This is a genomic window from Janthinobacterium sp. FT14W (assembly GCF_009208755.1).
GTDB lineage: Bacteria > Pseudomonadota > Gammaproteobacteria > Burkholderiales > Burkholderiaceae_D > Janthinobacterium > Janthinobacterium violaceinigrum.
Genome location: NZ_WFLL01000010.1, coordinates 50,543 through 68,193, shown reverse-complemented (window position 1 = coordinate 68,193; position 17,651 = coordinate 50,543). Strand labels below are relative to the sequence as shown.

13 protein-coding genes are annotated in these 17,651 nt (G+C 65.7%); 12 read left to right on the top strand and 1 reads right to left on the bottom strand.

Translation table 11 applies throughout. The features are described 5' to 3' along the window. Nucleotides 1-74: 74 nt before the first annotated feature. The 12 genes from gap (at nucleotide 75) to GCN74_RS09470 (ending at nucleotide 15,758) form a co-directional block, all read left to right on the top strand. A complete protein-coding gene (gene gap / locus GCN74_RS09535) occupies nucleotides 75-1,085 on the top strand; it encodes a type I glyceraldehyde-3-phosphate dehydrogenase (protein WP_152256452.1) in 1,011 nt (336 codons plus the stop codon). Nucleotides 1,086-1,172: 87 nt separating this feature from the next. Then, nucleotides 1,173-2,633, top strand: coding sequence for a pyruvate kinase (gene pyk, locus GCN74_RS09530; protein ID WP_152256451.1), 1,461 nt, complete (start codon nucleotides 1,173-1,175; stop codon nucleotides 2,631-2,633). Between the two features lie 240 nt (nucleotides 2,634-2,873). Then, nucleotides 2,874-3,671 carry a heparin lyase I family protein gene (locus GCN74_RS09525; protein ID WP_152256450.1) on the top strand — a complete coding sequence of 266 codons (798 nt, stop codon included), beginning with the start codon at nucleotides 2,874-2,876 and terminating at the stop codon, nucleotides 3,669-3,671. Between the two features lie 25 nt (nucleotides 3,672-3,696). Continuing rightward, nucleotides 3,697-4,605 (top strand): heparin lyase I family protein, encoded by a 909-nt coding sequence (locus GCN74_RS09520; RefSeq protein WP_193317027.1) that lies wholly within the window; start codon nucleotides 3,697-3,699, stop codon nucleotides 4,603-4,605. A 316-nt stretch (nucleotides 4,606-4,921) separates the two neighbouring features. Further along, nucleotides 4,922-5,428 (top strand): sigma-70 family RNA polymerase sigma factor, encoded by a 507-nt coding sequence (locus GCN74_RS09515; protein WP_226938957.1) that lies wholly within the window; start codon nucleotides 4,922-4,924, stop codon nucleotides 5,426-5,428. After that, nucleotides 5,425-6,393 carry a FecR domain-containing protein gene (locus tag GCN74_RS28705; protein WP_193317026.1) on the top strand — a complete coding sequence of 323 codons (969 nt, stop codon included), beginning with the start codon at nucleotides 5,425-5,427 and terminating at the stop codon, nucleotides 6,391-6,393. The genes GCN74_RS09515 and GCN74_RS28705 overlap by 4 nt, the downstream gene beginning before the upstream one ends. 93 nt (nucleotides 6,394-6,486) lie before the next feature. Further along, nucleotides 6,487-8,985 carry a TonB-dependent siderophore receptor gene (locus GCN74_RS09495; protein WP_152256445.1) on the top strand — a complete coding sequence of 833 codons (2,499 nt, stop codon included), beginning with the start codon at nucleotides 6,487-6,489 and terminating at the stop codon, nucleotides 8,983-8,985. Between the two features lie 74 nt (nucleotides 8,986-9,059). Next, the gene (locus GCN74_RS09490) at nucleotides 9,060-9,428 is read left to right on the top strand and encodes a hypothetical protein (RefSeq protein WP_152256444.1); all 369 of its coding nucleotides are present in this window, start codon (nucleotides 9,060-9,062) and stop codon (nucleotides 9,426-9,428) included. After that, nucleotides 9,425-10,081 (top strand): hypothetical protein, encoded by a 657-nt coding sequence (locus tag GCN74_RS09485; RefSeq protein WP_152256443.1) that lies wholly within the window; start codon nucleotides 9,425-9,427, stop codon nucleotides 10,079-10,081. Before GCN74_RS09490 ends, GCN74_RS09485 begins: the two co-directional genes overlap by 4 nt. Before the next feature lie 351 nt (nucleotides 10,082-10,432). Next, on the top strand, nucleotides 10,433-14,146 hold the full coding sequence (locus tag GCN74_RS09480; protein WP_152256442.1) for a PAS domain S-box protein: 3,714 nt from the start codon (nucleotides 10,433-10,435) through the stop codon (nucleotides 14,144-14,146). Between the two features lie 13 nt (nucleotides 14,147-14,159). After that, on the top strand, nucleotides 14,160-15,155 hold the full coding sequence (locus GCN74_RS09475) for an HD domain-containing phosphohydrolase (protein WP_152256441.1): 996 nt from the start codon (nucleotides 14,160-14,162) through the stop codon (nucleotides 15,153-15,155). Between the two features lie 177 nt (nucleotides 15,156-15,332). Beyond that, nucleotides 15,333-15,758 (top strand): aminoglycoside phosphotransferase family protein, encoded by a 426-nt coding sequence (locus tag GCN74_RS09470; protein ID WP_319633457.1) that lies wholly within the window; start codon nucleotides 15,333-15,335, stop codon nucleotides 15,756-15,758. A gap of 6 nt (nucleotides 15,759-15,764) precedes the next feature. On the opposite strand, the gene GCN74_RS09465 is transcribed toward GCN74_RS09470, so the two are convergent. Then, on the bottom strand, nucleotides 15,765-17,645 hold the full coding sequence (locus tag GCN74_RS09465) for an esterase/lipase family protein (RefSeq protein ID WP_152256440.1): 1,881 nt from the start codon (nucleotides 17,643-17,645) through the stop codon (nucleotides 15,765-15,767). Nucleotides 17,646-17,651: the final 6 nt, after the last annotated feature.

Sequence of the window (17,651 nt, the reverse complement as noted above, 5' to 3'; positions counted from 1 at the left end):
GGCGTATTCCCCCGCCGGGTCTGACCCCAGCTTTGCACTTGGCTTAGTTTTAAGTAAAACAACAAGGAGACAGCATGACCATCAAAGTTGCCATCAATGGCTATGGCCGCATCGGCCGCAATGTCTTGCGCGCGTTTTATGAAGGCGGCAAGCAGCAGGATATCGAAATCGTCGCCATCAACGACCTGGGCGACGCCAAGTCGAATGCGCATCTGACGCGCTACGACACGGTGCACGGCAAGTTTCCCGGCGTCGTCACCATCGACGGCGACAATATGATCGTCGACGGCGACCGCATCCGCGTGTTCGCGCAGCGCGATCCGGCCCTGATACCGTGGGGCGAACTCGGTGTCGACGTGGTGCTCGAATGTACGGGTTTCTTCACCACCAAGGAAAAAGCCTCGGCCCACCTGAAGGGGGGCGCAAAGAAAGTCATCATCTCGGCGCCGGGTGGCAAGGATGTCGATGCCACCATCGTGTTCGGCGTCAACCAGCAGGTGCTGAAAGCCACGGATACGGTGATTTCCAACGCCTCGTGCACGACGAATTGCCTGGCGCCACTGGTCAAACCGCTCAACGACGCCATCGGCATCGAATCGGGCCTGATGACCACCGTGCACGCCTACACGAATGACCAGGTGCTGTCCGACGTGATGCATGAAGACTTGCGCCGTGCCCGCTCGGCCACCCATTCGATGATTCCCACCAAGACGGGGGCGGCAGCCGCCGTGGGCCTGGTCTTGCCGGAACTCAATGGCAAGCTCGATGGTTTTGCCGTGCGCGTGCCGACGATCAACGTCTCGCTGGTCGACCTGTCCTTCATCGCCAAGCGCGATACCACGGTGGACGAGGTGAATGCGCTGCTGAAAGCGGCGTCGGAAGGCGCGCTGAAAGGCATCCTCACGTACCAGACGGAACCGCTCGTTTCCATCGATTTCAACCACAACCCCGCTTCGTCGAACTTCGATTCGACCCTGACCAAGGTGTCGGGCCGCCTCGTGAAAGTGTCGTCGTGGTACGACAACGAGTGGGGCTTCTCGAACCGCATGTTGGACACCACGGTCGCCCTGATGGCGGCCAAGTAACAAGGTTTTACCGCTGATCCAGCGCACCAGGACGGCCGGCCCACAAGGCTGGCCCTTGTAGCAACTTATTATAGAAAGCAGCACACCATGACCATGCAAGTACAGCAACGCGCCACCAAGATCGTTTCCACCATCGGCCCCGCTTCGAACGATATCGATACCCTGGTCCGCATGTTCAAGGCCGGCGTCGACGTCGTGCGCCTGAACTTCTCGCATGGCAAGGCGCAAGACCATATCGACCGCGCCCGCATGGTGCGCGAAGCGGCCGCCCTGTGCGGCCGCGAAGTGGCCATCATGGCCGACTTGCAAGGCCCGAAAATTCGCGTCGGCAAGTTTGAAGAAGGCAAGATTTTCCTGGAAAACGGCGCTGCCTTCATCCTCGACGCGAAATGGGGCGAGAACGGCGAACTGGGCAACATCGAGCGCTGCGGCCTCGACTACAAGGAATTGCCGCGCGACTTGCGCACTGCCGATGTGCTGCTGCTCAACGATGGCCTCATCGTCTTGACGGTCGACAAGGTCGTCGGCAGCGAAATCCACACGACCGTGAAAATCGGCGGCGAGTTGTCGAACAACAAGGGCATCAACCGCCAGGGCGGCGGCTTGTCGGCCCCGGCCCTGACGGCGAAAGACATGGAAGACGTGAAGACGGCGATGAGTTTCCAGGCTGACTACGTGGCCGTGTCCTTCCCGAAAAACGCCACCGACATGGTCATGGCGCGCCAGCTGGCCAATATCGCCGGCGAAGCGTGGGACCACAAGCCGATGATGATCGCCAAGATCGAACGCGCGGAAGCCATTCCTGCGCTGCAGGAAATCCTCGACGCGTCCGACGGCATCATGGTGGCGCGCGGCGACCTGGCGGTCGAGGTGGGCAATGCGGCCGTGCCGGCCTTGCAAAAGCGCATGATCAAGATGGCGCGCGCGTCGAACAAGCTGGCGATCACGGCCACGCAGATGATGGAATCGATGATCGTCAACGCCGTGCCCACCCGCGCGGAAGTGTCGGACGTGGCCAATGCCGTGCTGGACGGCACGGATGCCGTGATGACGTCGGCGGAAACGGCGTCCGGCCGCTATCCGATCGAAACGGTGGAAGCGATGGCCGCCATCTGCCTGGACGCGGAAAAGTGGGATACCTGCAAGCTGGACGCCGATTTCCTCAACGCCACGTTCTCGCGCATCGACCAGTCGATCGCCTACGGCGCCCTGTTTACGGCCCACCACCTGCGCGTGAAAGCCATCGCCACCCTGACGGAATCGGGTTCCACGGCGCTGTGGATGAGCCGCTGCAACATCGACATCCCCATCGTCGCCCTGACGCCCAGCGTGGGCACGCGCCGCAAGCTGGCCCTGTACCGCAACGTCAGCACCCTGGAACTGACGTCCGGCACGGACCGCGACAAGGTCTTGCAACAGGCGGAAGACTTGCTGCTGGAACATAAAGTCGTGGCCAAGGGCGACACCGTCGTGCTGACCTGGGGCGAGCCGATGGGCAAGGTGGGCGGCACGAATGCGCTGAAAATCATGAAGATCGGCCAGCACTAAGTTGCTCAGGCGCCGGCTCCCCCTGTGCGGATCCGGCGCCGCATTGCCCTGGCGGGCCCGCCCTGCGCCACCGGTGCGGGTGGCCCGTCCAATCCTGCCGCTTCCTTCCTCCGCCATGCGCGCCACCATCCTGTCCAGTTGATAATTATTAAGAACACACTTATTAATTATCGAAATTAGTATATTTAAATATAATTGCATGTATCGTGTTTTGCGCAGTCAAACCATACAAGGCTTTGCATGCAGTTATTACGTCTTGCCGCCATCTCTCTATTGACCGTTGCGGGCTTGCCGGCCTACGTCGTGGCAGCCGTCTTTCCTGCCGTTCCGGCGGCAGACATCGCGCAGCATTTCACCGATTACTATGGCGTGCGCCAGCATGCGCAGCAGCGTGTCCAAGTGACGACGGCTACCGTGGGCGGCGTCACGCGGCCCGTGGTGCGCGCCGACTGGTTTGGCACGGACGCCACGCCGCACAGCGATTTCCACCTGCTGAACGAACAGCACCCGGCGCAATCGACGCGCCGCTGGTATGCCATGAGCATCTTCCTGCCCGCCGACTGGATCAGTACCAGCGCGCCCATCACCGTGGCGCAGGTCGATAACGGCAGCGGGGCAGGGACCCTGGCGCCGCCCCTTGCGCTGCAGATACGCGGCGACCAGCTGATGCTGAACATGAACTTCAATCATCGGACGGGCGATATCACGCCCGCCAATTCCGCGCGCCGCACGGTGCTGGCCGGTCCGGCAACCCTGGGCAGCTGGCACTGCATGGTGGTGCGCGCCGACTGGTCGGCGGTGGCTGGCACCGGTGAGCTGCGGGTCTACATGAATGGCAGTGCGAAGGAAACTTTTTTCGCCCGCTTAAGCCACAACAGCTACGCGGGCGCGCTGCACGTGCCGCGCGCGGGCTTGAGCGTGCCGGAGGAGGCCGCGCCAGAACATCGCGTGATGTATGCCGACTTTGTATGGGTGGGCGATTCCGCCGCATCACTCAATGACATGACGCAAAAGACGCCTTGCCATGCGGCATCTTGAACAGCCTCCGAAGCAGGGATTTTCCATGCGCTCCTTTACCGCCATCGCCATGCTGGCACTGCTGGCCGCCACCCCGCTGCACGCGCAGGTCGTCAACGGCATCGGCGGACCCGTGACCACCATGGTGCCGTCCAGCGCGTCCCGGCCAGCCAGTTTCGACAATGTGACGACGCGCCACTTCAACTGGCTGTACGGCATCAGCGCCGGTAATGCTGCCGGAGTGGAATTGGTGGGCGATCCTGCCGTGACGCAGGGCGTCGAGACGCGCAAGGTGTTCCGCATGACCGTCAACGCCAGCGATCCCGACGAATATGGCAAGCGCACCGAGGTGTCGCCATTGTATGAGCGCGTGCCCCAGGGGCGCCGCTGGTATGCGGGCGGCGTATATTTTCCCGCGGACTGGGACTTGACGGGCAAGGATGGCTGGATCGTCGTCTTCCAGGTGCACAGCGCCAGGGGCATCGTCGTGACGTCGCCGCCGTTTTCGATCATTGCCGATGGCCCCGACCTGCTGATGGAGACGCGGGCCAATCACCGCGATACCTACACGTTGAAGAATGGCGTGATGGTGCCCGATGCGAGTCCGGACAATACGATGCAGCAACGTCTGATGCTGGGGAAAATTGAGCGTGAGAAATGGTACTGTTTGGTGCTCGATGCGGACTGGCAACATGCGTCAGGGACGGGCGCATCGCGCCTGTGGCTCAATGGCAAGTTGGTGTACGAGGGAAGCAATTTTCCTACCCACTATATGAATGTGGATTTGCCGTCGCGCGGCAATTATCCGAAGACGGGCGCCTACCTGGGCGGATTCCAGGACACGCTGCACGGCAAGCGCGTCCTGTATGCGGATTTCATCCACCTGGGCGGCGCCGCCAGCAGCTATGCGCAAATGGCCGATCGGACGCCATGTCCCGCGCCGCCGGCAACGTAGTCAAGGCGCAGGGGCTCCACCGTCGCCAGCGCAATGCTCTGCAAGATCAGGAAAGTCTGACGGCCGAGTGAGCTGCAATTTGAAGAATTGCTGAAGAATGCAGGCTGAAAGGGAATGCCCATGCAGCGCGGCGCTCCATGGGAGGAGCGCCGCCGGCAGCCACGCTGAAACAACAGTTTCCAGGATCGGGCAGGCGCCGGCATTGACGCCGGAGGCAATGATTTGTGATAATGAGAATTATTATCAATTGAGTCGCTTGCCTTGCGGCCGGCCGCCATCGCGGCCGCGCCTTGCCTTGAGCGCATCGGAGTCCCTCGTGAACATTGCGCAATCCGGCGAATCGATCGCAGTCATTTACAGCAATCATCATGGCTGGCTGATGCGCTGGCTGCGCGCCAAGCTGCAGTGCGCCGACCACGCGGCCGACCTGGCGCAGGATACCTTCGTGCGCCTGCTGACGGCGCCGCCGGAAGGCCGGCAGACCATGCGCGAACCGCGCGCCTACCTGACGACCGTGGCGCAGCGCCTGCTGATCGACCATTACCGGCGCCTGTCGCTGGAGCAGGCGTGGCTGGAAACCCTGGCGCAGCAGCCCGATCTGCTGATGCAGTCGCCGGAAGAGCGGCTGCTCGTGCGCGAAGCCTTGCAGCGCATCGATACCATGCTCGACGGCTTGCCGCCGCTGGTGCGCAGCGCCTTCCTGCTGGCCCATGTCGATGGCCTCGGCTATGGGGAAATCGCCGGGCGTCTGGCCGTTAGCGAGCGCAGCATCAAGCGCTACATGGTGCAGGCGTTCGAGCGCTGCATCCTGCTGATCCTGTGAACCCGGCCATCGACCCGGGCGCGGCGCGCGCCGCAGCGCAATGGCTGGTGCGCCTGCATGCGGGCCCCTTGACTGCGGCCGAGCAGCAGGCGTTCCAGGCCTGGCGCGCCGGCGATCCCGCACACGAAACGGCCTGGCAGCGGGCCGAACTGGTATGCAGCACCCTGGCCAGCGTGCCGCCCGCGTTGCGCCAGGCGGCGGACGGGGCGCCCCAGCCGCCGCAGCGGCGTGCCGTGCTCTACGGCCTGGCGGGGCTGATCGCGGCGGGGCCGGCGCTGTGGCTGGCCAGTCAGTCAGAGCCCTGGCAAGCGTGGCGCGCCGGCATCCGCACGGCCAGGGGGGAAATCCGCCATATGAACTTGCCTGATGGCACGCAACTGGTACTCAACACGGACACGGCCATCGACGTGCGCTTTGACGACGGGGCGCGGCTCGTGGCCTTGCATGCGGGCGAAATCCACGTTGCCACGGCGCACGACGGGGCCGTGCCGGCGCGTCCGTTTCTCGTGCGCAGCAGCAATGGCGCCGTGCGCGCGCTGGGCACGCATTTCAGCGTGCGCCACCTTGGCAGCGTGCTGGCGCCGCGCACGCAGGTGAGCGTCAGCGAGGGCGCCGTCGAAATCCAGCCCTCGCAGGCGTCCGGGGGCGCGCGCAGGGTCGGTGCGGGCCAGCAGGGCAGTTTCGATGACCGTGCCGTTTCGGCCCTGGCGCCGCTGGCGCCGCACGCTGCCGGCTGGCTGCAGGGCGTGCTGATCGCCGAGCGCATGCCGCTGGGCGAGGTGCTCGACCACGTGGCGCGCTATCGCTACGGCGTGCTGCGCTGCGATCCCGCGCTGGCCGCCATGCCCGTGGACGGCATCTTCCAGCTGAACGACCCGGACAACATCCTGCTCTTGCTGCAGCGCTCACTGCCGATCCGGCTGGTACGCCGCACGCGCTACTGGATCAGCGTCGAGGCGGTCTGAAGAAATTATTTGCCGCCCGCCTGTCCCTTTTTCGGAATTGCTTCGTCATACAAGGTAGAGAACGAACAATCCGAACCATCGAAAGGGTTTTACATGGCTGTGCAGCACCGCTTATCTTCACCGTGGACGCCACTCGCGCTCCATCCCGCCACGGGCGCCGTGCGCGCCGCACTGGTCCTGCTGCTGGCCGTGGGCGCCGCTGGCGCCGGCTTGCCGCACACGGCGCTGGCCGCCGGGGCCGGCCCGTCCGCAAGCGTGCGCGGCTACAATATTCCCGCCGGCAGCCTGCGCGGCGCGTTGGCCACATTTGCCGTCGCCGCCGGCATCAACCTGTCCACGCAGGGCGTGGCGCTGGACGGCCTGGCCACGCCAGGCTTGCAGGGCCGCCATGGCGTTGCCGCGGGCCTGCAAAAACTGCTGCAAGGCAGCGGGCTGGAAGTGACGGACGGTGGCAACGGTAATTACCTGTTGCGCAAGATCAATACCAGCACGGCCGATGGCGGCATGGAGAGCATGCCCGCCGTCGTCGTCAGCGCCGAAGCGGACCGCGCCACGGAAGGCACGGGACTCTACACTTCGCGCAATATGTCGACGGCCACGGGCCTGAACCTGTCGCAGCGCCACACGCCGCAAACGGTCAGCGTCATTTCGCGCCAGCAGATGGAAGATTTCGATCTGACCACCTTGCAGGACGTGGCGCGGGCCACGCCCGGCATCTATGGCAAGACGCAGGGCGTGTCCGACCAGGAAACCACGTATTTCGCGCGTGGTTTTGCCTTGAGCCACGTCAATGTCGATGGCTTGCCGCTCGATGTGACGGGTTTTAATGAACGCAATGTCTCGGCCGACATGCTGATGTACGACCGCGTGGAAGTGGTGCGCGGCGCCACGGGGCTGATGGAAGGGGCGGGCGCGCCGTCGGGCAGCATCAACATGATACGCAAGCGCCCCACGGCCACGCCCTTGCTGAACGCGTCCGCCCACCTGGGCAGCTGGAAGGACCGGCAATCGACGGTGGACGCCAGCAATGCGCTGAACGAGTCGGGCAGCGTGCGCGGGCGCGTGGCGGCCGGCTGGCGCGACAGCGACAGCTTCGTCGACGTGGTCAACAACAGGAACAGCACCGTGTATGCGATCGTCGAGGCGGACCTGACGCCATCGACCACGGCCGGCATCGGCTTTTCGCGCCAGCACAGCCGCACCGACGGCGTGTTCGTCGGCTTGCCCACGTTTACCGATGGCAGCCACATGCCCTTGCCCCGCTCGACCTTCCTGAACAATGCGGACGCGTTCCAGAAACGCGACAACAATGTCGTCTTTGCCGACCTGGAAACCAGGCTGGAGAAGGGCTGGCGCAGCCGCTTCGCCATCACGCATATCGATGCCTCGTCCAGCACGCGCAATACCACCAACAGCCGCATCGATGGCGAAATATACGAGCTCAACCAGTCGGAAACGGGCTGGAAGTACAATACGGAACAAGTGGTGGCCGACTGGCGGCTGAGCGGCCCCGTCACCTGGTTCGGCCGCCAGCACGACGTCATCGTGGGCGCCAGCTACCGCCACGACGATTCGGACGCGGGCCAGAGCTGGGAGGGCGCGGGCACGCGCGTGATCGACATCCGCAGCTGGAATCCGTATGCCTACCCGATGCGCGGCACGGCGTTCGAACCCTACAACTGGGGCCGCAAGACGGACGAGAAGGGCCTGTATGCGGCCGGCAACTTCAGCCTGGCCGATCCCCTGCGCCTGGTGCTGGGCGGGCGCTTCGGCTGGTACGCGCAGGACGTGACGGGCTGGTATTCCACCAATCCCGCATGGCGCCGCAGCCTGACGGAAAACGCGAAGTTCACGCCGTACGCGGGCCTCGTCTACGATGTGGACCGGCAGCATTCCGTGTATGCGAGCGGCACGCAGATTTTCGAGCCGCAAAGCTCGCTGGACGAGCGCGGCAATACCTTGCCGCCGCTGAGCGGCACCAACCTGGAAGCGGGCGTCAAGGGCGAGTATTTCGGCGGCCGGCTCAATGCCAGCGGCGCCTTGTTCCGCATCAGGCAGAACAACCGCGCCATGGCCGATGAAGTCAATTGCCCCACGGGCGGCGCCGTCTATTGCGCCCGCGCGGCGGGGCAGGTGCAGAGCGAGGGCGTCGACCTGCAATTGTCGGGTTCGCCATTGCCGGGCTGGCAGATCGCCGGCGGCTACACCTATGTGCTGGCCAAGTACACGAAGGACAGCGTGGCGGCGAATATCGGCCAGCGCATCGCCACGGACGAGCCGAAGCAGTTGTTCAAGCTGATGACGAATGTGCAGCTGAGCGGCAGCCTGGCGCGCTGGAACCTGGGCGCCTCCGTCTACGCGCAGGACAAGATCTACCGCCGCGATCCCGCCTACCTGACGCGGCAGGGCGGCTATGCGCTGGTCGGCCTGACGGCCGGCTACCGCCTCAGCGAGCAGCTGCAGCTGCGCGTGAACGTCGACAACGTGCTCGATCGCCGCTACTACCAGGGACTCGGCTATTCCTGGTCGGGCGGCCTGGAGCGCTACGGCGCGCCGCGCAGCGTGCTGGTCTCGCTGAACTACAAGATGTAGCCGTTGCGCCAGCGGAGCGCGCCCGTCCGGGCGCCTCTGCTACACTGCCGCCGTCTTCATCTTTCCAATTTGCCATGACCGCCACGCCTGCATCGACTCCCCTGAAAAGCGCTTTCCAGCAATCGCGCGCCGAGAACAACATCGAGCTGATCCTGCCCGAACTGCTGGCCGCGCAATTGCACGTCGTTATCGGCGGACAAAGCGAGCAGATCGACCTGTTCCTCGTGCCGTCGCCCAATCCCGAGCGCCGCTGCGTGACGGTGGCGGAAGATCCCGCCTTCCTGGCCGGTATCGCGTTTCCCAACATTCCCGTGACGGGCGCGCAACTGCTCGCCTCGATCCCGGCCGAGATCGAGATCGTCGTCCTGCATGGCGACGGCGCCAATTACCTGACGCGCGAGCAGTTGGCCTGGTTCCGCGGCATGCTGGCGCAGAACGCTTGAGCGGAGAACCGGCGCGCCAGCTGAAACGGGCGCGCGCCGAATGGATCTGCTTTGCGCCGGCCGACGATGCCGCGGCCCAGGCGGCGCTGATGGCGGATAGGCGTCCCGTGCTGTCGCGCAGCGTGCTGCTGGGCGGCTGCGCGCTGATCCTCGCCTTCATGCTGCAAGCCGTCTGGCGCAACGTGCCGTATGCGGGCGAGGCAGTGTTGTTCGGCCCGCTGGCGCTGGGCGCCTGGGTGGCGGGCCTGGTGCTGTTTCCCGGACGGGGCCTGCTCTTTCATGCGGAACTGGGCGACGGGGGCCTGTTGCTGCGGCGCCAGGCGCGACGCTTGCCCGGCTGGGATAAAAGTGTGCTGCTGGACTTGACGCAGCTGCAGCGGCTGGAAGTGGTCACGTATGGGGGCGCGTTGCAGGTCTACCGGACCGCGGCACCGCTGGCGCGCGTAGAGCTGCTGCTCTACACGACCTTGGCGGACTGTCCGCTGATCCGCGTGGTGGGCCTGAACTTGCCCGTGCCGCAGCGCTGGTCCTTGTGCCAGATCAAGGAGGAGCTCCTCCGCCGTTGTAAACTGGCCGGTATCCCTGTCACCGAGACGTTCGGCCCGCTGAGTCAACAATCCGGGGCCATCCGCGCGCGCTGGCCGCAGGCGTAGGCGGGGATTGTCGCATCGCCGCCGCAATAAATATTAGTTTTGATAACTGTATTGCTGAAGTCCTATGAATATTTTCGCAAAGCAACTATACTCATGGCTCTTTAAAAAATCATCGTCACGCTGGCGGCCAGCCATCCGCGCCAGAGTTCGTACGCATTCCGCTTGTTCCTTCTGAACGAGCACCTTTCCCCCGCGCGGCAGGCGCGGGCGTGATGACCGAGCCTTGCCCTGGTCGACTGCTACCGTTGTCATTTTCGCTGTGTTGCTGCTTTGCTAAAAAGCCTGGCACCGGCGCGCGGTGCGCAGTCATGTTTTGCGACGTTAGGTTTCACTCTCTTATGCCACGACAGTATGTTTAGTTCCATCTTTACCGCATCGACCGATACCATGCCGTACATCTACGGCACGCACGATGTCGGACTCGTGCTGTTTTCCATCGGTATCGCCATCTTTGCCTCGTTCATGGCCTTGCAGATCGCCGGCATGGCGCGCAGCAGCGAGCGGGGCTTCCAGCGCCAGACGGCCATCATCACGGGCGCCATCGCGCTCGGCGGCGGCATCTGGTCCATGCATTTCATCGGCATGCTGGCCTTCGACATCTGCACGCGCGTCTCCTTCGACCCCAGCCTGACCCTGCTGTCCATGCTGCCCGGCGTGGCGGCGTCGTGGGTGGCGCTGCACTTGCTGGCGCGCCCGCGCATCAGCTGGCGCCAGCTGGTGGTGGGCGGCGTGCTGGTGGGATTGGGCATCGGCTCCATGCATTACAGCGGCATGGCCGCCATGCAGACGTCGCTGACCCTGCATTACCAGCCGTGGCTGTTTGCCTTGTCGCTGCTGGTGGCCGTCGTCATGGCCATTCTGGCGCTGTGGATACGCTTCGGCCTGCATGCCCTGCGCCAGCGCCTCAGCCCGCTGGCGGCGCTGCTGGTCAGCAGTGTCGTCATGGGCCTGGCCATTTCCGGCATGCATTACACGGGCATGCTGGCCGCGCGCTTTTCCGGCACCCCCACCGTGGGCGACAACACGATCACGGTACAAGCCTCGTTCGTGGCCCTGGCCGTGGCGCTGATCACCGTCACCCTGACCGTCTTCGTGGCGGCCGCGAACGGCTTGCTGCGCTACCGCCAGCTGCTGCGCCATGCCAGCGCCAGCGAGTCGCGCCTGCGCGCCATCGTCGATACGGCGGCCGATGGCCTGATCACCATCGACGGCCAGGGCAAGGTGCGCTCCTTCAATCCCGCCGCGGAAAGCCTGTTCGGCTGGCGCGAAGCCGAGATCGTGGGGCGCGACGCCAGCGTGCTGCTGCAGCCGGCCGACGCGGCCGAATACGAGGGCTATCTGCGCGACTACCTGGAAACGGGCGCCTCGCGCATCCTCGACAGCGGACGCGAACTCGATGGCTGCCACAAGGATGGCGCCGTGCTGCCCATGCGCGTGGCGATCGGCAAGATCGACACGCCGGGCCAGCCCCTGTTCGTGGCGTTCGTCACGGACATGCGCTCGTCGCGCAGCATGGAGCAGGCGCTCAAGGACAGCGAGCGCCAGTACCGCACCCTGATCCGCAATATCCCCGGCGTCTCGTTCCACTGCAGCTTTGCGCCCGAATGGAAGATGATCTTCATCAGCGACGCCGTCTTCAACCTGACGGGCTGGATGCCGCAGGACTTCGTCGACGGGCGGGTCAGGCTGTTCGACCTGGTGCACCCGGACGACCGCCAGCGCGTCAACGACACCTGCGTGCAGGCGGCCGGCGAAAAGCGCGACTTCGAGAACGTCTACCGCCTGATCCACCGCGACGGGCGCGAGCGCTGGGTGCGCGAAAGCAGCGGTCCCGTGCTGGACAACGACGGCGTGGTGCGCTGGATCGACGGCGTCATCCTCGACATCACGGAAAGCGAATTGCGCAACGCCGAGTACGAAGGCAAGGTGACGGCCATCTCGCGCGCGACGGCCGTCGCGGAATTCGACCTGCAGGGGCGCATCCTGGCGGCCAACGAGAACTTCCTCGACCTGGTCGGCTACCGCTCAGACGACGTGCTGGGCCTGCACCACAGCATCTTCTGCGAACCGGGCTATGTGACTTCGCCCGACTACATCGCATTCTGGCAGCAGCTGGCGCAGGGCGAATTCAATACGGGCGAGTACAAGCGCATCGGCAAGGATGGCCGGGAAGTGTGGATACAGGCTTCCTACAACCCGATCTTCAACACGGACGGCAAGCCGTTCAAGGTGGTCAAGCTGGCCACCGACGTGAGCGAGCGGCGCGCCATGCAGGAAAACCTGCGCGCGGCCAAGGACCGCGCCGAGCTGGCGGCCGAATCGAAGACCAGCTTCCTGGCCAACATGAGCCACGAAATCCGCACGCCGATGAACGCCATCATCGGCTTCACGGAAGTGCTGCTGGGGACCGCCCTGGACAGCCTGCAGCGCCGCCATCTGGGCACGGTGCGCCAGTCGGCCCGTTCCCTGCTCGATCTGCTCAACGACATCCTCGACACGGCCAAGCTGGAAAAAGGCGCGACCGAGCTGGAACTGGTGGACTTTTCGCTGCCGGACCTGGTCGACCATGTCGCCGCGTCGCTGCGCATCACGGCGCATGCGCGCGACCTGGTGCTGCATGTGGATATCGACCCGGGCATGGGCCAGTTCTTCCTGGGCGATGCGCGCCGGGTGCAGCAGGTGCTGACGAATTTGATCGGCAACGCCGTCAAGTTCACGGAAGTGGGCCATGTGCGCGTGGCCGTCGGCATGCAGGGCGAGCAGGTGCATATCGCCGTGCACGACACGGGCATCGGCATTCCCGCCGACCGCCTGGACAAGATTTTCGCGCCGTTTACGCAGGCCGATTCGTCCATGAGCCGCCGCTTTGGCGGCACGGGCCTGGGCACGACGATTTCGCTGCAGCTGGTCGAACTGATGAAAGGCACCATCACGGTGGAAAGCACCCTGGGCGTGGGCAGCGTGTTCCACGTGCTGCTGCCGCTGGCGCCGGGCAAGGCCGTGGCGCGCCGCAGCGAGCAGCCCGTGGTGGCCTTGCCGCCGCTGCGCATCCTGGCGGCCGACGACGTGCCGCAGAACGTGGAGCTGCTGCTGATCAGCCTGGGCGCGGCGGGCCACCAGGTGATCGCCGCCAGCGATGGCGAGAGCGCTGTGCGCGAATTCGGCAAGGGCGGTTTCGATATCGTGCTGATGGACGTGCAGATGCCGCGCATGGATGGCCTGGAAGCGGCGCGCCTGATCCGCGTGCACGAGCGCGAGCAGGGCTTGAAGGCGACTCCCATCATCGCGCTGACGGCCAGCGTGCTGGAACAGGACCGGCGCGCCGCGCAGACGGCCGGCATGAACGGCTTTGCCTCGAAACCGCTGGAAATGCACAAGCTGACGGCGGAAATCGCCCGCCTGCTCGATATCGCCGTGGCCATGCCGCCGCCGGCGGCCGGCTCCGCGGCGCGTGCCGCCGCCGGCCAGGTGGACTGGCAGCGCGGCATCGCCCTGTGGGGCGGCCGCGAGACCTTGCAGCGGGCCATCGCCCGTTTCGTGCAGGCCAACGGCGATTGCGCCGCCATGCTGGCGGCCGAGATGGAGCGGGGCGGCAGCAGCGTGGCGGGCCACCTGCTGCACCGTATCAAGGGCGCGGCGGGCAATCTGTGCCTGGTGCAGGTCGAAAGCCTGCTGGGACGCATCGAGCAAGCCATCGCGCGCCAGCTGCCGGCGACGGAATTGCTGGTGCAGCTGGCGGCCGCCTTCATGGCGCTGGCCGCCGAGCTGGAAGCGGACATCGGGGCGCTGCCGGCATCGGCCGGTGCCGCGCCGGGCGCCAGCGCTCCCCTCGATGCGGCGGCCGCCGGCGCCTTGCTGCGGCAAGCCATCGCCTGCCTGGAAGGCGGGCAGCTCGACGATGCCTTGATGGCGCAGATCGCCGCCTTGCTGGCGCCGCACGGCCAGCAGCAGCGCCTGCAAACGCTGGCCAGCGCCATCGACGACTTTGAATTTGCGCGTGCCGCGGGCGTGCTGCGCCAGATGCTGGCGTGGCTGGAAGCGCCGGCGCCGGCCGACCTTTCCTGAGATTGGACTGACGATGACCTTACACGAAGACAAACCGATCCTGCTGCTGGTCGATGACGAAGCGACGAACCTGCAGGTGCTGCGCCAGATACTGCAGGACGATTACCGCCTGCTGTACGCCAAGGATGGCGACAAGGCGCTGGAACTGGCGCAGAACAATCCCGTCGAACTGGTCCTGCTCGACATCATGATGCCCGCCATGACGGGCTATGAAGTGTGCCGCCAGCTCAAGGCCATGCCGGCCACGGCCTCTATCCCCGTCATTTTTGTGACGGCCCTGTGCGACGTGAAGGACGAGGCGGACGGCTTTGACGCGGGCGCCGTCGACTACATCACGAAGCCCGTCAGCCCGCCCATCGTGCGGGCCCGCGTGCGCACGCATCTGTCGCTGGTCGACGCCGAGGAATTGCGCCGCTCGCGCCTGCAGGTGATCCAGACCCTGGGCCAGGCGGCCGAATACAAGGACAACGAGACGGGCATGCACGTCATCCGCATGAGCTATTACGCGCGCCAGCTGGCGCTGGCGGCCGGCTACAGCGCGGGCAGGGCGGAAGACCTGCTCAACGCGGCGCCCATGCATGACGTGGGCAAGATCGGCATCCCCGACGCCATCCTGCAAAAGCCGGGCAGGCTCGATGCGGACGAATGGAAAGTCATGCGCAGCCACGCGGAAATCGGCGCGGCCATCATCGGCGAGCACGCGGGCGGCTTGCTGAAAATGGCGCGCACCATCGCCTTGACGCACCATGAGAAATGGGATGGCAGCGGCTATCCGCACGGCTTGAAAGGCGAGGAAATTCCCCACGAAGGCCGCATCGTCGCCATCGCCGATGTCTTCGACGCGCTCACCAGCGAACGCCCGTACAAGCCCGCCTGGACGGTGCCGGACGCGATCGCCACCATGCAGCGCGACAGCGGCACGCACTTCGACCCGCAACTGCTGGCGCTGTTCGTGGAACACTTGCCGGCCATGCTGGAAATCAAGGACCAGTGGCGCGAGCCGGCGTGAACTGGCTGCGCGTTGTCCTGTCCCGTATAGTGGCGCCTTGACCTTCACCCGGGGATTGCCCATGGATTACCAGGACCGCCTTGCCAACTACCTTGAGCGATGGTCATTGCAGGCCGATGGCGCCCGCCTGCACACGCACGCGGCAAGTCTGCTGCCCGTGGGAGCGGCCAGCCGGCCATGCTGAAGCTGTCGACGGGCGACGACGAACGGCGCGCCGGCGTCGTGCTGCGCTGGTGGGATGGTGACGCCGCCGTGTGCGTGCTGGCCGCCTCCACGGATGGCGATGCGCTGCTGCTCGAACGGGCCAGAGATACCCGTTCACTGGCCGCGCTGGCGCGTACGGGCGAGGAGGGCGATGCGGCGGCCACCGCTATCCTGTGCGCCGTGGCGTCGCGGCTGCATGCGCCGCGGCCCGTGGCGCCGGGCCGGCTGCAACGGCAGGTCGCGCTGATCGCCGATGCGGCGGGGCTGGAGCGTGCACGCCTGCTGGCATGGTGCGCCGCCTGGGCGGGCCTGTCGGCGGCCTGGCACATCGAGGACGGCACGCCGCCGGAAACGGCGCTGGCAGTGGCCGACATGGCGCTGGAAGCGCTGCAAGCCTGATGCGGCTCAGGGCAGGTTGTCAGGCAGCCGCAAAATCCGCCGTATCTCCAGGATCGCCTGCGGGCTTTCCTGCACGCTGTGCCACGAAGGAATGACTTTTTCCGACTGCGCGCCGTCGAGGTGGGCGCTGGCGTAGGGCACCACGCCGTCGCTCGACTCCGCCAGGGGCAGGTCCGGCGTGTCGTTGCCCATGATGGAGTAGTAGCGCACTTTCGGGCTGATGGGCAGGTCCGCCACCAGGCGCACGAACGGGTCCTTGTCGCTGAGATTATCGATGCTGTTGGGGATGCGCAGCGGTTCGCTGCTGCCCGTGTCGAGCTGCGCCAGGCTGCCGGCCGCGTCCGACAGCTGGTCTAGCATGGTGATGGGCAGCGTCACCAGGTTGGCGATCCAGCGCGCCACCTTGTGGTTGGCGAACGAGGTGCCGCGGTGGGGCGCGGCGATGAAAATGGCGCGGTTCACCTGCGGCATGGCCGTGAAATTCAGGTAGGGCGCCAGGCCGGCGCGCACTTTTTCCGCCTTCTTGCCCTTCAAATTGTATTCTTCCGTGATGGCGTCGAGCAGGGTGTTGCTGGCGTCGGAGACCATCAGGCGCGCCAGCACGCCGCCCATGCTGTGGCCGATCAAGACCATGTCGTTCGCGGCGGCGGCCTTGGCCGACGGGTCGAACTGGGCCAGGGTGGCGGCGAGCGCCTGGCGGATGGCGGCGTTGTTGGCCGCCAGCGGCGCATTGCTCGGGTAGTACACCTGCCAGATCTGGTAGCGGCGGCGCAGCTGCTCGTCGCCCATCAGTTCATTCGCCACGTTGATCCACGCTTCCGGGCTGCTGGCCAGGCCGTGCAGCATGACGATGGTGCGCTTGTGCGGATCGTAGGGCTGCATCAGGTGCACCTGCGGGCGCGAAATGCCGTCGGCGCGGCCGAACAGGGTGCGCAGCGCCTGCACGCCGAAGCCGGAACGGGCCAGCCACAGGCCGTAGCCGGCCGTGAAATTGGCCGCCACGGGCAGTTCCTGGCCCGCCATGCGCGTCGATTCGCTGCGCGTCGGGTCGACCAGCATCACCAGCAGCTGCTGCGTGGCCAGCACTTCCTGCAGGCTGTTGCCGTCGAAGCGGATCAGCGCCGTGACGACGGGAAAGCGGGTTTCCTGGTAGGGCACGTACTCGCCTTTCGGCGCGCCGGGCTTGGGCATGACGGCCACCAGGTCGGCGCCGAAGCCGTCGCGCCGGTACACATTGCGCAGGCCGGAAAACGACAGCGAGGTGGCCGGCAGCAGCTCTTCGGGCAAGGTGCCGTCCTCGGGCAGGCGCAGGGCCGACAATTCGCTGTCGATCTGCCAGCCCGCGACGCGGATCACGTGGCCGTCGGGACGGTATTCGCCGCGGTGGCGGAACAGGTTGCCGACGGCCTTTTGCACGGCATAGTTGTAGTAGTCGCGGATTTGCGTCTGGCGTTCCTCGAAGGCGCGCTGGCCCGGCGTGCGCGTCGTGTAGAACAGGTAGGCATAGGCGTAGCGGGCCGATTCCAGCCAGGCGGCCAGCAGTTCGGCGCTGGCGTGGCCGCCTTGCTTTTCTTCTGCCAGCGCGCTTTCCAGCCACAGTTCGGACAGGGTGGCCAGGCGCTGCTCGTCGCTGAGCAGTTCGGAGCGGGCCAGGTCGGCGCGGCAGCTGCCCGTATTGGCTTCGCAGGCGGCGATGTCGCTGCCGATGATGCGCAGCACTTCGCTGGCGGCGGCACTCAATTTTCCCGTGGTGAGGATGTCGCCGCGCCGCTGCTGCAGGTAGTCGGCCGGGGAAATCGCGCTGACGGTGACGGCGGCGCAGCCGCTCAGCAGCGCCGCGGCGCACACGAGGGCGCAGGCGCGCAGGCGCCGCATCAGCGTCGGCATGGTCGG